The sequence below is a fragment of the Persicobacter psychrovividus genome, assembly GCF_036492425.1.
Classification (GTDB): domain Bacteria; phylum Bacteroidota; class Bacteroidia; order Cytophagales; family Cyclobacteriaceae; genus Persicobacter; species Persicobacter psychrovividus.
The window spans coordinates 830,884-847,193 of record NZ_AP025292.1 but is presented as its reverse complement, the minus strand read 5'-3'; the positions used below and the strand labels follow the sequence as shown (position 1 = coordinate 847,193).

Annotated in this window: 6 protein-coding genes; 1 reads left to right on the top strand and 5 read right to left on the bottom strand. The window is 43.5% G+C overall.

The window, feature by feature from the left end:
* Positions 1-146 precede the first annotated feature (146 nt).
* Positions 147-1,148 (top strand): acyl-CoA reductase, encoded by a 1,002-nt coding sequence (locus tag AABK40_RS03735; RefSeq protein WP_338397675.1) that lies wholly within the window; start codon positions 147-149, stop codon positions 1,146-1,148.
* A 154-nt stretch (positions 1,149-1,302) separates the two neighbouring features.
* On the opposite strand, the gene AABK40_RS03730 is transcribed toward AABK40_RS03735, so the two are convergent.
* The 5 genes from AABK40_RS03730 to AABK40_RS03710 form a co-directional block, all read right to left on the bottom strand.
* Entirely contained in the window at positions 1,303-12,168 is a 10,866-nt protein-coding gene (locus AABK40_RS03730) for a T9SS type B sorting domain-containing protein (RefSeq protein WP_338397674.1), read from the bottom strand.
* Positions 12,169-12,175: 7 nt separating this feature from the next.
* Positions 12,176-12,544, bottom strand: a complete 369-nt coding sequence (locus tag AABK40_RS03725; RefSeq protein ID WP_332922141.1) for a hypothetical protein — start codon at positions 12,542-12,544, stop codon at positions 12,176-12,178.
* Positions 12,545-12,986: 442 nt separating this feature from the next.
* On the bottom strand, positions 12,987-13,910 hold the full coding sequence (locus AABK40_RS03720; RefSeq protein ID WP_332922142.1) for an NAD-dependent epimerase/dehydratase family protein: 924 nt from the start codon (positions 13,908-13,910) through the stop codon (positions 12,987-12,989).
* A gap of 23 nt (positions 13,911-13,933) precedes the next feature.
* Positions 13,934-14,590 (bottom strand): phosphoadenylyl-sulfate reductase, encoded by a 657-nt coding sequence (locus AABK40_RS03715; protein WP_332922143.1) that lies wholly within the window; start codon positions 14,588-14,590, stop codon positions 13,934-13,936.
* 147 nt (positions 14,591-14,737) lie between these two features.
* Positions 14,738-16,231 carry a phytoene desaturase family protein gene (locus AABK40_RS03710; RefSeq protein ID WP_338397673.1) on the bottom strand — a complete coding sequence of 498 codons (1,494 nt, stop codon included), beginning with the start codon at positions 16,229-16,231 and terminating at the stop codon, positions 14,738-14,740.
* Positions 16,232-16,310 lie beyond the last annotated feature (79 nt).

The window sequence follows — 16,310 nt, the reverse complement described above, 5'->3', positions numbered from 1 at the left end:
CAGACCATAACGAGCATGATTTTTATCATTGATATTCTCTTATTATTGTTATTTCTATAAAAAATCAGCGATTGAAGAACTAATCCCAACTGATCGGTAAAGTATATTTATTTGTGTATTATATTTGTTTGGAAAAATAGCGAAAGATGACAATTACTGAAAGAATAAATTCCTTCGAGCAATTAGGGCAAGCTTTATCTGCCCTGACCTCAGGAGAAAAGCAAAGCCTTTATTTTAGTGCGGAGTCCAAGAACAACTGGTTCAACGAAAGCAGTATAGAAAGCGCCCTTGCTGGTATCATTAAATTTCTGGACCGCGAAACCCTTTCAACATGGGCCGCACAATATGAAATCAGTGAAAGCTTTTCGGACAAAAAAATTGGGCTGGTCATGGCTGGAAATATCCCGATGGTGGGTTTCCATGATTTGCTTTGTGTGTTGATGGCTGGCCATATTGCTTTAACCAAGCTGAGCTCACAGGATGAAGTATTGATCAAGTTCCTCATCAGCATGCTACGCCAGATCAGTCCTGAGTTTGCTGACCGTGTTGTATTTGCTGAACGACTCAATGATGCTGATGCTTTTGTTGCTACGGGAAGTGATAATACCGCGCGCTACTTCCACTATTACTTTGGAAAAAAAGATCACATCATCAGAAAAAACAGAAGTTCTGTCGCTGTAATTGATGGAGCCGAAACTGAAGAGGAATTAAAAGCCCTGGGCATCGACATTTTTACTTACTGGGGGTTGGGTTGCCGTAATGTTTCCAAAGTATTGGTCCCTGAGGGTTACGATTTCATTCCTCTCCTTGACGCCCTGGCGCCTTACGAGTATGTCGCTGATCATCATAAGTATAACAATAATTACGACTACAACAAGTCGATCCTGTTGGTAAACAGAGTACCTCATTTGGATACGGGCTTTTTGTTGGTTCAGGAGTCTGAAAATCTGGTATCGCCAATCAGCGTGCTGTTCTATCAGACTTACAAGGATCAAAATGATCTTGAAGCTTACCTGAAAGCACAGGAAGATAAAATACAATGTATTGTTGGGCATGACCGTATTCCTTTCGGCGGTGCGCAGTATCCTTCAATAAATGACTATGCCGACGGTGTTGACACCATGCAATTCCTTACTGGTTTGCAGTAAAATTTTATAGGTGAAATTATTTTAAGCCATCATAGATTTTTTTCTATGGTGGCTTTCTTGTTTTTCAGACCTTGATGCACGGTCAAGCAAGTGTAAATCTCAAGCCTAAAAAAAGAGGTCAAGCAAAATGCCTGACCTCTTTTCTATTTGTATTTTAGTTCGATGCAATACGTCCCTTAAAGACCTCTATCCATCCATTGAACTTACCCGTTTCGCCAGCATCCAATGAGTAAAAATAAGTGCCGTCCGGTACTCCTCGGCCATCCCAGGCATTCTCCTTACGGTAGTCATCATTACGATATACAATACCTCCCCATCGGTTGGTGATAATGATCTTCCAGCCACCTTCGTCTTCATCCTTAGGCATGTTACGGATATAGAATGTTTCATTCTTACTGTCACCGTTCGGCGTGAAAAGATTTGGAATCCAAACCGCTGGATCAGCTTCAAGTTCAAACTCATCAGAAATAATCAAACAACCTTCGCCATTTCTATCCCTGAACTCCACTTGGTAAAGCCCTGCCGACAAATCCTTGAAGACATACTCATGAACTACTTCAACGTCTCTGATATTCGGAATTGCCACCCACGGACGCTCGTCAATCTCAAGTCCTGGTACAAATGATTGCAATTGGTGAATTCTCACCTCATATCCATTCATCCCTGATCTGAAGAAATTCTTCACGCCAACGATACCCGTCCCTCGATCTTCAAACGACTTTCTAAGCACCTCAATTCCCTCAATGCTCATTGCCTGCCCTGGGCCGATGATCTCAAAAGTTCCTGATCTGCTCTCCACTTCACACTCTTTGACTGCCTGCCAAACACGCACCTGGTATTTTCCTGGCACAACGTCGGCATCAAAAGTAAAGGTGTTAAAGTCTGTAAAGTCAGCCGTTACCTCAGCGATTACCGTTTGGCTTGAGCCTTCGAATCGAATCAGTTCAATGGTTGATTCAACACCCGCCGTTCCATAAATATCAGTAACTTCTACAATGGCTGACTCATCGATACAGCCCTGATCAGACTCGTTCACCTTGAAGCTAATTGGATCAACACCACCCTCAACAGCAACTACCAGTTCGTTTGGACAACCGGAGTCTGCAGATCCCGCTTTAAGGACAACATTGTAATTTCCGTTAGTCAAACTGTCATAAGTCATGATTCCTCCGAACATTTCCTCAAAAGCGCCTCCATTAATAGAGATGAAATATGGGCCTGGATCGATCGTCTGCTCTCTGTTCACTCGAACAGTAAAACTTCCGTCTTTTCCATTACCTTCACAAGAAGGCTGATTAACGGTTACCGGATGGTAATACACCAAGTCCGGGGAGGTAACCTCTATTTCTCTTCGTGCCACACAACCCTTGTTGTCTGTTACTTCAAAAGTGTAAGTTCCTCTACCCAAATTATCAATCAAACCACCTTCAGGCAATGAGTAATCCTGTCCATTCAGACGATAAGCATACGGTGCCTGACCGCCACTCACCTGAAGCTGAATAGAACCATCATTATTGTTACAAGAAGATTCTGTTGCGTTCCAGGTGATATTGATGTCATTGCTTGCATTAAGCTTCAATGTACCAGACACTGAACATCCACTAACTTCTGCACTAACAATAAATGAATAATCACCTGCTTCCAATCCGTCAAATCTACCGTCGGTATTTTCAATGGTATTTTCAGTGTTAATTAACTCAAATCTGAAGTCTCCTGCCTGCGATGGTGTCAGTATCACCATACCCGATTCAGGGTCATCACATGATGGATGCGTTATGGTTTCTGTAACCGCCAATTCCTCACAATCCACAGGAGGGATCGAACAATCTTCGGTCAGGCTAACCCTTAACAATTCAGACTCACAATCGGCTTGTTTCACCTTAACGAAGTAGGTTCCTTCTGCCAAAGATCTGAAGATGCCATCCACTGCTGTTTGAAGCAGATTCTCGTTCACATCATACAATTCGAACAACTCGCTGCCTACTGTTGGGGTCAAAATAACTTTGATTTGACCGTCTGCCATTTCACAGGTTGGGTTGGTAACATCAAATGAAGTATTCAATGCAAGAGCAGTAGATACATTGGCCGTTTTGATAATCTCACCACAAGACAAGTCATCAACAACGCCAAGGCTTACCTGATAAGTTCCTGCCCCGATTCCCTCTCGGTTAATGGAAGTTACTTCCACAAAACGAGTATTGAAGATCTGACGATCACCGTTAATTTCATAGAAGTATTCTGACCCCTCTGGTGCGCCATCCACTTGGATAACGATTGCTCCGTCTTTGGATCCGTTACACTTCTCAGCATTGGTGGAAACAGCCGTTCTGAAGTCTCGCTCACAATCGAAGCAATCTTCTGGCTGACCAACTTTGATCTCAACAATTTCAGTTTCACAACTCTCCCCATCCTGAACACTCACTCGGTAGGTTCCATTTCTAAGGCCAGTTCGAATCGCTGAATTGATCGTTGCATCATCTTCCCACTTGAAGGTATAAGCACCATCACCACCTGTTACGGATAGGTGAATTTCTCCATTCTGCGTATCACAGTCAGTTTTATCAACAACCTTATCAATTGTAATCACAGGCATATCCCTGTCATCCCCAACGGTAAAGGTCTGCTCCACAGAACAGCTATTATCACTTGTTACTGTTACGGTATAATCTCCATTTTCAAGATTCGCAATCGATGAGGTCGTTTCCCCATTTGACCATGCATAGGTATAAGGTTCTGTTCCTCCTGCTACGGTCAAACTGATCGAACCATTAGGGTTAACACAGTCAGAGTGGTTAATAATAATGGCAGCCAAAACAGGACTCTCCGTATCATCACCAACAGTAACCTCCAACATGGTTTCACACATTTTGGCATCAACAACCTTGATGGTATAAGTTCCTGCTGTTAACTCCGTTCTATTTTGTGGCGCGGTATCATCATCCAGCCACTCTACATTATAAGGTTCCTCTCCTCCAGTTATCTCAATGGCAATCTCACCATCTGGATTAACACAATCAGATTGATTTGTAATCGTTGGGTTAATCTGAGGAACATCAGCCGTATTGGTTATCGTTGCTGAGAAACTTGCCGAACATTCCAAAGCATCAGTTACTGTACCCGTATAAGTACCTTCTGATAAATTTGACAAGTCAAAATCAGTTAAAGAATTATCGTGATCCCATTCAATAGTATAAGGAGTCGTACCGTCAGCAACAGTGATACTAATTGCACCATCTGGTGTTTCACAATTAGACTGATCTGTTGTAGCTACCGACAAGTTTGGTGAATCAGTATTATCCAATACTTCTACCTCAACAAAACCTGTACAGCTGTTGGCATCGGTAACGGTTACTGAATAAGTACCTGCGGCAATATTTTGCAATTCATCAGAAGCATCACCTGTATTCCACTCATAAGTTAAGGGAGCAACACCTCCAGTAATATTCAAACTAATCGCACCATTTGTATTTGAGCCACACAAGGTTTGATGGGTAATACTCGCTGTTACTACAGGTGCATTAGTGTTATCCTCAATTTCAATATCATCAAGGGTTGTCGAACATCCATTGGCATCGGTAACGATTACCGAATACGTCCCAGCTACTTTGTCTACAAAAGTTTCACCCGTTGTTCCGTCAGACCAAGTGAAGGTATAAGGTGCTGTACCACCAGTAACGGCATCCAATGTAATGCTTCCATCAGGTGTAACACAATTTGTTTGTGCTGATCTTGACTGAACAGAAACCATAGGAGCATCAGTGTTATCCTCAACATCAAAGCTTTCCATTCCTGAACATCCTTTGGTATCGGTCACCGTAACGGTATATGTTCCTGCACTCAAATTCTCAATGTTCTGCGTTGTTTCTCCGTTTGACCACAAATAAGTAAATGGAGCTTCACCGTCAGAAACAGTGATCTGAATTGCGCCATCAGCATCCACACAGTTCGTCTGGCCAGTAACCGATCCCGCGATTCTTGGCAACACCTTCTCATCAATAACTACGAAGGTTGTATTGGATGCACAATTATTGGCATCAGTTACGGTTACCGTATAAGTTCCTGCGACCAACTCTACACGATCCTGATCGGTGCTACCATTATCATCCCAAAGGAAGGTAAACGGCCCCGTACCGTCAGTAATCGTCAATGTAAGACTACCATTTGGAGCAGCACAATTACTGTCATTTTCAATGGCAGCTGATACTGATGGGGCACCACTTTGGTCTCCAACTTTAGCTGATGTTACCGCCTCGCAACCAACTGCATCGGTTACGGTTACTGAGTAATTTCCAGCAATCAGACCCGTACGATCTTTGTCCGTGTTTCCATCAGACCAAAGGAAGGTATAAGGTTCCGTTCCACCCGACACCGTCAGGGTGATCGTTCCATCAGGAGTACCACAAGTCATATTGTCCGTTGCTGAGGCAGACGCTAAAGGTGGATTAGAATCATCAGCAAGATCAATCACTTCAACATAGGTACATCCTTTGGTATCAGTAATCGTTACCTCGTATTGTCCTGCTGAAAGATTTTCACGGATAGCTGCTGTTTCAGTTGGCTCGTCCACGCCATCTTTTTTCCAAGAATAGGTATATGGACTCACTCCCCCATTTGCAGCGACCTCAATACGGCCATCAGGCATCGTACATGAGCTCACATTTTGGGTGGTGATTGTTGCCTGTACAGGAGCAATAATTCCAAAATCAAAAGGATTATTCGTAACAACGGCCTCACAGGAAGCTTGTCCGGTCACCATTTTAATTTGAACAGGCATATCAGAGAAGGCAATGTTCCCATCGCCTCCACAAGAAATTCTGTCCAATGAAATGGTAAAGAACTGTTCGCCTGAAGCAAGTGTTTGTCCATTTACCCCATCACTATTCCAGTTAAATGATAATCCACCAGCCTCGCGAATAATCGCTGCAGGATCAACCGCAGGGCTAATCACTTGATTATAATCATCAACAATAGGATTGGCAAAAATGCTTGCATCCCAAGTAAGAGAGAGGCTTGACGAATGTAGGTCTGAAACCCCGTCCGTTGTAACACTAAAGGTTACCTTATCATCTGTATTGGCAATTTCAACAATATTTAAAGTTGCATTTACCGTTGGATTAATCGTTACCGCAACTGGTAAAGCCGCTATACATGATCCTAATTCAGCTTCAATCCAATAAGTACCGGAAGCGCTGATATTTTGACCGATATTTGAACCGCCACTTGCAGGATCACCATCATAGTAAGTAATGGCTGCAGTTGGTGAGACATTGGTGATCGCATCTTGTAAATCGTAAGCATCACAAGACAAAGCCGTTGCCTCTACCGCAAAATCCAATGTGTTTATAACGACTGTTATAGAACCAGTAACAACTCCACATGAGCTACCTGCTTTCTCTGCAGTCAGATAAAATTTCACTTCACCCGTTGTAATATCATTTAACCCCGCCTGATAAGTTGGCGTTAAGGTATTGTCATCTGTAAACGTTCCATCACCTGCTTCTGTCGTCCAAGTGAAAGTGTCATAATCTCCGGTAATTGAACCAGTTAGATTAATAATATCGCCTGAGCAAATTTGCTGGTCAGCTCCGGCATCGACAATTGGTGCTGATTCAACATCAATTATCGCTTCATTATCGACAATTGTTGCTACACAAGTATTGGTCTCTGAGGTTACCGAAACCAAGATGTAAGTCGTTGTTGCTGTTGGCGTAACAGAAATCGCATCACCAGCAGAATAGCCAGTAATCGTTTGATCTGATGTGCCATCATTGATCACAACCGTATAAGTTCCGACTGCATTACTGATTGAAACATTCAAATCAGCTGATGTACCTTCACAAATGGTATCATCGCCATTCAGGGCAACCTCTGATTCGTCATTGAACGAAATCGACACTTCATCTTCTGACGGTGGACAAACGCCCGCCGTTTTGCTGATTGTCCATTTCAACACATAATCATTCACTGCATCAGCGGTGAAAGTAGTTGATGGATCAGTGGCATCAGCAAAAGTACCCGCTCCTCCTGAAACAATAGACCAAGTTCCTTCCTCGCCTGCAGCTACTACATTAGCTGACAAAGTGTAGGTCAATTCACAGCTTGTAGCATCCGCTCCAGCATTAGATACTGTGGTTGCGGGTTCAATCGTCAAAGTCAAATCATCAGAAACCGAACCACAGGTGCCGTTGGCATTTGTAGTAGCAGTCAAGACAACTGAACCATTCGAGATATCATCCAAACTTGGTGTATAGGTTGTATTTGCAGCTGTTGCGTCTGCAAATGACCCTGTTCCGTTCGTCGTCCAGGTAATGCCTGTCGCTCCGCCTGAGAATGTCGCTGATAAAGTTGCTGATTCTGAAGAACAGATCATCGCATCTAAGCCTGCGCTAACCACTGGCAAAGCATCGATCGTTACTGTCAATTGATCAACATCGGCTACACACTCGGTACCTGCATTGGTTGTCAAAATCAAATCAACTGTACCTGCTGAAATATCAGCAGCACTTGGTGTATAAGTTGTAGATAGTAAAGAAGCATCTGCAAATGTGCCTGAACCGCTTGTTGTCCAAGTAGCGGAAGTTGCGCCGCCTGAGATGGAACCTGTTACGGTAACATCGCTTCCTTCACAAATCGTCTGATCGATACCTGCATCCGCAATCGGTGCTTCCTCGATCGATAATGTCAAATCATCAGAAACCGAACCACAGGTGCCGTTGGCATTTGTGGTCGCTGTCAAGACAACTGATCCATTCGAAATATCATCCGAACTTGGTGTATAGGTTGTATTTGCAGCTGTTGCGTCTGCAAATGACCCTGTTCCGCTCGTTGTCCAGGTAATGCCTGTCGCGCCACCTGAGAATGTTGCTGATAAAGTTGCTTGATCCGTAGAACAAATCGTCGCGTCCGAACCTGCATCAACTACTGGCAAAGCATCGATCGTTACAGTTAGCTGATCAACATCGGCTACACACTCGGTGCCTGCATTTGTGGTCAAAATCAAATTAACTGTACCTGCTGAAATATCAGCTGCACTTGGTGTATAAGTTGTAGACAGTAAAGAAGCATCTGCAAAGGTTCCTGTGCCACTTGTTGTCCAAGAGGCTGAAGTTGCACCGCCAGAGATTGTTCCTGTTACGGTAACATCGCTTCCTGCACAAATCGTTTGATCGGTACCTGCATCCGCAATCGGCGCTGCCTCTATCGATAATGTCAGATCATCAGATACCGAACCACAGGTGCCGTTGGCATTTGTCGTCGCTGTCAAAACAACTGATCCATTCGAAATATCACCCGAACTTGGTGTATAGGTTGTATTTGCAGCTGTTGCGTCTGCAAATGATCCTGTTCCGCTCGTCGTCCACGTAATAACTGTCGCGCCGCCTGAGAATGTAGCTGATAAAGTTGCTGATTCTGAAGAACAGATCGTCGCATCCGAGCCGGCATCAACTACTGGCAAAGCATCAATCGTTACCGTCAATTGATCAACATCGGCTACACACTCGGTACCTGCATTTGTGGTCAAAATCAAATCAACTGTACCTGCTGAAATATCAGCTGCACTTGGCGTGTAAGTAGTTGATAAAGAAGTAGCGTCCGCAAATGTACCTGAACCGCTTGTTGTCCAAGTAGCGGAAGTTGCTCCGCCTGAGATTATTCCAGTTACGGTAACATCGATTCCTGCACAAATCGTCTGATCGGTACCTGCATCCGCAATCGGCGCTGCCTCGATCGATAATGTCAAATCATCAGAAACCGAACCACAGCTGCCGTTAGCATTTGTCGTCGCTGTCAAAACAACTGATCCATTCGAGATATCATCTAAACTTGGTGTATAAGTTGTATTTGCAGCTGTTGCGTCTGCAAATGACCCTGTTCCGCTCGTCGTCCAGGTAATGCCTGTCGCGCCGCCTGAGAATGTTGCTGATAAAGTTGCTTGATCCGTAGAACAAATCGTCGCATCCAAGCCTGCGTTTACTACTGGCAAAGCATCGATCGTTACTGTCAATTGATCAACATCGGCTACACACTCGGTGCCTGCATTGGTTGTCAAAATCAAATCAACTGTTCCTGCTGAAATATCATCCGCACTTGGCGTATAAGTTGTAGATAGTAAAGAGGCATCTGCAAAGGTTCCTGTGCCACTTGTTGTCCAAGTAGCGGAAGTTGCGCCGCCTGAGATTGTTCCCGTTACGGTGACATCGCTTCCTCCACAAATCGTCTGATCAACGCCTGCATCCGCAATCGGCGCTGCCTCGATCGATAATGTCAAATCATCAGAAACCGAACCACAGCTGCCGTTGGCATTTGTCGTCGCTGTCAAAACAACTGATCCATTTGAGACATCATCTAAACTTGGTGTATAGGTTGTATTTGCAGCTGTTGCGTCTGCAAATGCCCCTGTTCCGCTCGTTGTCCAGGTAACTCCCGTCGCGCCGCCTGATAATGTCGCTGATAAAGTTGCTGATTCTGATGAACAGATCGTATCATCCGAGCCGGCATCAACTACTGGCAAAGCATCGATCGTTACTGTCAATTGATCAACATCGGCTACACACTCGGTGCCTGCATTGGTTGTCAAAATCAAATCAACTGTTCCTGCTGAAATATCAGCGGCACTTGGCGTATAAGTTGTAGATAGTAAAGAGGCATCTGCAAAGGTTCCTGTGCCACTTGTTGTCCAAGTAGCGGAAGTTGCGCCGCCTGAGATTGTTCCCGTTACGGTAACATCGCTTCCTTCACAAATCGTTTGATCGGTACCTGCATCCGCAATCGGCGCTGCCTCGATCGATAATATCAGATCATCAGAAACCGAACCACAGCTGCCGTTAGCATTTGTAGTAGCAGTCAAGACAACTGATCCATTCGAGATATCATCTAAACTTGGTGTATAGGTTGTATTTGCAGCTGTTGCGTCTGCAAATGACCCTGTTCCGTTCGTCGTCCAGGTAATGCCTGTCGCGCCGCCTGAGAATGTCGCTGATAAAGTTGCTGATTCTGAAGAACAGATCGTATCATCCGAGCCGGCATCAACTACTGGCAAGGCATCGATCGTTACCGTCAATTGATCAACATCGGCTACACACTCGGTGCCTGCATTTGTGGTCAAAATCAAATCAACTGTACCGGCTGAAATATCAGCGGCACTTGGTGTATAAGTTGTAGATGGTAAAGAGGCGTCTGCAAAGGTTCCTGTGCCACTTGTTGTCCAAGTAGCGGAAGTTGCTCCGCCTGAGATTGTTCCCGTTACGGTAACATCGCTTCCTTCACAAATCGTTTGATCGATACCTGCATCCGCAATCGGCGCTGCCTCGATCGATAATGTCAAATCATCAGATACAGAACCACAACTGCCATTGGCATTTGTGGTAGCAGTCAAGACAACTGAACCATTCAAAATATCATCTGAACTTGGTGTATAGGTTGTATTTGCAGCTGTTGCGTCTGCAAATGACCCTGTTCCGTTCGTTGTCCAGGTAACTCCCGTCGCGCCGCCTGAGAAAGTCGCTGATAAAGTTGCTGATTCTGAAGAACAGATCGTATCGTCCGAGCCGGCATCAACTACTGGAGTCTCATTAATCTGAACCGTCACATTAGACGTTACTGGCGTACATGCGCCGTTTGGTGAAGACACCGTTAGGGTAAATGTTAGTGATGATTTTAAAGCATCAGCCACATCAAAATTATAAACCGCTGACGCTGGATTAGTATTATCATATGCGTTAAAAGTTCCAGCACCATCAGTTGTTGACCATACTGCCGTTGCTCCAGCACCTGTCATGTTTGCTGTTGTAAAGGCAAAACTTCCTCCTGATACATCTAACTGACAAATTTGCCCTGGATCTCCCGCGTCTGCTGTTGGGGTTTCATCAATAGCAACGGTCAAAGACTTCGTTACTTCACAAGAACCATTTTCCGCTTTAATCCAATAAGTCCCATCGGTGGTAACCGTTGAAGCAATCGCAGTTCCTCCTGCATCGGGATCTCCATCATAATAGGTATAAGTATTTGATCCTTCGAAATCATCAATTGCTGTCTGGAGGTCGTAATTATCGCAACCAACATATGGGCCTGTAACCAATGTAATGGTCGGCTCAATATTAATAGACAGAGAAATCGGGGCTAAATTACTAACACAGCGCGTTGTTTCATTAGTCTGATCCACATAATAAGTATGTGTCGTAATAATGGAATTATCAACACCTGGCAAATAAGACGCTCCTGTATGCAATAAATTAGTGCGACTGGCGTCATCATACCATCTAATCACATTACCTGCATCTCCTGCTGCAGTCAGTGTAGGGATCGCATCCCCCTGACAAATATTTTTGGAATCGCCTGTTGGCGCATCAGGCACAACAGAAGCATCGTTCACTACATAGTCCGCAGTAACAGAACAAGCATTTCCATTGGTTACCACAACCGTATAAGTCCCATGCTTTAGCGCGGTAATATCTTGGTCTGTGGAAGTAAACCCATTAGGTCCTGTCCATGAAACCGTTTGACCACTTGTGTTTCCAAGTACGGAAAGAGCAATAGCACCATTAAAAGGTGCTTCACAATTGACATTATCCGTGATTGTTGGAGTATCCAGTCGTAGTCTATCGTCAGGGTCTACGCTAAACCCAAGCCCTCCAAACGATGGACAGCTAGACTTAATAATAATATAGGACGAAGGTGTCGTATTTCCGAAATGATATCTGGGTACATTTCTGAAATAATAAATTGATGAACCTGACACATGATCGACGGTCACATTCCCAATAGGAGTAAAAACGAAACTATTATTGGTTACATCAAAAATCGTATACCCATCTGCATCCGTACCAGTTTCATTCAGGTACATAGTTACCGTGGCCGTACCATCTGTTTCGTAACAAATCTCGAACCCGGCGGTAGCACCCTCTCCCTTAGAAGTATCTAATGTTGCACACTGTGCCATCGCCTCAAAATTAAGGACAGACAGAAAGAATGCAAGAACTAAGGAAAGGTGTAAAGATTTTAGGTTAATGTTGCTTCTCATAGGTTAATTATTTCTTTCCAACGAGTATCCCCTGTATTCCACCAAGTGAAAACTGACATCCATCGGATGCAACCACTTGAACCACATAAACTGCGGATTTCAGGTTTGAGAACACGACTTGTGGTGTATTTTTCACAAATTGCACTTCTTTCACCTCGTCAAAGGACTTACTACCTTCGGACAAATTATATAATTTGAGTTCCAAGGTGGTGGATTTATTCTCAAGAGTCAATTGAATATTTCCGTGATTCGAATCAATATCAATCACCTTATGGTCAATTTTGAGACCACAGTCCTTCTTTTGCGCAGAAGCACCTAAAGTGCTAAAAAACAGACACAAGAAAAGGCTAAAAAATAGTAAACACTTTCTTTCCATGTTATATAGATTAAAATCCACTGTCCTTCTCAAATAAAAACGGTGGCGTTGGGTACAATTCAATGTTCTAAGCTGTGATTTCCACAGTCAGATTTTATGGTTGATAATATTGTGAGCAAATTAAAGATTTTAGTACATAATCACACCCTTCCAACTGAAAAGAGATTGTTAATTAACAAAATTCTCATTTTCATAGGTGAAATCTACCAATAACCAAGTTCAACTCATCCTTAAATACCTGCATTTGGCACTAAGTAACCTGAATACAAATATAAAATGATTGATTCAATATAATTCTCAAGTAATAAATTAAATATACTTAAAGGATTGATAAGATAAAAAAACTTCAAAAATTTGTTTTTAATTACATAGTAATAAATCCGAAGAGCACAAAAAAAGCACCTCAATGGGTGCTTTATCAATCATATCATTTTCTGTGACTTTACATCGTAAACTCTCTTCTAAAATCTTCTAATTCCTCTTCAAGTGGCCGTGTTTCCAAAGGCTTAACATATTTCCATAAAGTAGATGCTGGAGAAACTGTAAGCTGTTTTAGGGACAAGTGCTGGTTTACAAAGATAAATTCCAGCGAAGGATATAGGCTTTTGAGTACATCCACAATTTCGAGCACCTGCATGTTTTTCTCCACCATATTATACACTCCTGAAGGTGTTTCAGAACGGATCATTTGGTACAGAACATTCACCAAGTTACTTACATGAATAAACGCACGTTGCTGCTTGCCATCTCCATGAATTTGAATTCGATTAGAATAATGGGACTCAAACATGAATCGGTTAATAACCGCATCAAAGCGCATACTCTTGCTGTAACCGTACACATTCCCACTGCGAATAATGAACGTCCGCATCTTGTTTTTCAGGCGGTTAACATGCTCCTCACCACGGACTTTACTCACCGCATAAGGTGATTTCGGCGATGGAAGTGTTGATTCTGTCACCTCATCAGACTGGTCCCCATAAACGGAAACACTGCTCAGGTAAACAAACATTTTTACGGAAGGCGATTCCTCAACGGCATCCACCACATTGGCCGTGCCCCAATGGTTCACCTGCTCAAAAGTAGAGATTTCATTATTTTGAAGTGGCGTCGAAACATGAGCGGCAAAGTGATATACCACGTCCACCCCTTCAAGGGCTTTTTTCAGTTTCCGGCTATCAAGGATATCCGCCTTAACAAATTTAATTTTATGGCCATTAGGGGTAGGTCGCCCCAAAAACAAATTATAATTCGCCTTGCTCAGGTTATCGTAAACAATCAGCTCGTCCACTTCAGGGTGATTCACCAACAATCGTGACAATTCTGTACCAATATAGCCTGCGCCACCTGTTACCAATATTCTCATAGGTAAAAAATACTTTTCTTTAGTTATTTTTTGATAAGGTCAGTATGCAATCCGCACTCTGTTTTGTTCATCCCATACCAGCGCGCTTCACGCTCCTGCATTTCGGGATCAAGCTTTCTGGTACATGGCGCACAACCTATACTCATATAGCCTTGCGCATCCAATGGGTGCTCTGGCAAGTCAAACTCTTTTCTGTATTGATAGATGGATTTGGCATTCCAATCCAACATCGGGTGAAACCTCAGCGAATTATGTGGTGCAGGCTGCTCAACTTGCATCGCCTTGCGTACCGCACTTTGATCGCCGCGTACCCCGTTAATCCAAACATCATACTCTTTTAAAACACTTTGCATTGGCGCCGTTTTATTCAAGAAGCAACAGTAATCCGGGTCTGAAGAATAGAAAAACTGATTATCCTGATCCAACTGCTGACTTTTTGAAACCGGCGTTTTGAGATCAATAAGATTTAAGCCTAAACGATCCGAAATCTCATCCCTGAACATCAGGGTTTCGGGAAAATGAAAACCCGTATTGATGAAATACACTGGAATGGAACGGTCTATTCGGCTAAGAATGTGCAAAAGAACAATACTGTGGGTCTGAAAGGAAGAAGAGGTAAATACCTGCTTTCCCTCCGCCTGATATTGTTCTAATTTTCTTTTGATGTTATCGAAATCCAAAGTGATAGTAATTTATTGATTGACAAATATAGTAATTTCTGTAAGGTATTACCGCCCCTTTGAGGAAACAAAAAGATTAGATTTAGTTAAATCCAATGAATATTCACCCGAGAATTGCTATTGCCCCCAATGATTCCGAACCTCAAATCATGCCTCCTCACGAGAGGAAGCCCAGTCATCCATCAGCTTTTTATGTGCAATCAGCCCACTTAAAACCACCCCAGGTATTCCCTGCCCAGGGTAAACCGTATCACCGCAAAGATAAGCACGATCCTTATCCCATCGGGCGGCATTCATCGCCCATGGTTTGATGCGCATCATCTGAGGATAGCCTCCGACAAAGCCATAAGCCCTGCCCGTCCATTTCTCCCAGGACTTCTGCGTGGACGAATGCTGATAGACAATATCCTCCTTGGCGAAAAACCCTTGCTCAATCAACAGATTTACAATCGCATTTTCAACTTCTGCCGTATTTTCTATAATATTATGTTCGGGATCCGACAAATGAGTCGACACTGACATCACGCGGCAACCCTGCTGATCTGACCTTGAATGATCCTGACCATGACTCAGGCTGATAAAAATAGATTTTGAATTGAGGTGCGGCAAAGGCTTGGGCAGATGAATCTGAAAGTGCAAAGTTTCAAACTCACGCGCGGAGCGAAAACCAATCCCCATCTGGAAAGCACTGTTAAGGTCTTCAGAGAACAACCGTCTGTTTTCAATTGGCTTTCTGAGGTTCCGGTCAGCCATTTCATATAAATTATTAAGCGGAATTCCGGAAATCAGGAATTGGCACCGGTACTCTCCCTTGGTGGTAAAGACATCGTAATAATCACCATTTTTTTGAATATTCACCACTTTGGTTCGCAAGTCCAAAGCCCCGCCTTTCTGCTCCAGAAAATTCACAAAAGGCGTTACCAGATTAATCAACCCACCATCTACATAATGATTTTCATAGTTGGTATAGCAAAGTGCTGCCGCACCAAACAAAGCATTCACCTCCTCGGCGTGATTCTGTGCCGTAATCAGCAACTGCTCGTTAATAAAAGCCACAAATGCCTGATGATCCGCCAAGCCATATTGCCGCAAAAGATCTCCCACAGATTTCAAAGCGTAACGCGCCTTCATCGTTTCTTTCAGTGGAAATTTAAAAGCCATATTTTTCAAATCCCCGATTTTTTCTGGCGGAAAAGTAATTTGCTCCGAAGATTGATCCCAAACAAATTGACTCAGCGCATGACATTTCTCCCAAAAAGCCCTTTGCCCTTTTACACCAAACACCTTTTCAGCTTCGGTAATCCACTCTTCAATCGCCTGAAATTTGCGGATCACCCGCCCATCAGCAAGAACAACCTGCATCGGTAAGTCCAACTTTCTCGTTTTAAGCCTCAAGCCTATCTTCTTCAGCAATACCTGCAGAGGCATTCCCTGATCTAAGCCTACAAGGGTGGTAGCCCCTGCCTCAAAGACAAATCCCTTTCGCCAGTAGGAAGTTGTACAACCCCCAGGAATCCAATTTTGATCAACAACTCGAACCTTGAACCCATCGTTAGCTAATAAGCATGCGGAGGACAACCCGCCCAAGCCGCTGCCAATCACTAACACTTCTGTAAATATTTTTCCCTTCTCTTGCACCATAGACTTTAAGCGTATGGTCAAATTTAAAAGTTACAATAAAAAATCAGCAGGAATGAGTGACTAATTTTTAAACAAACAC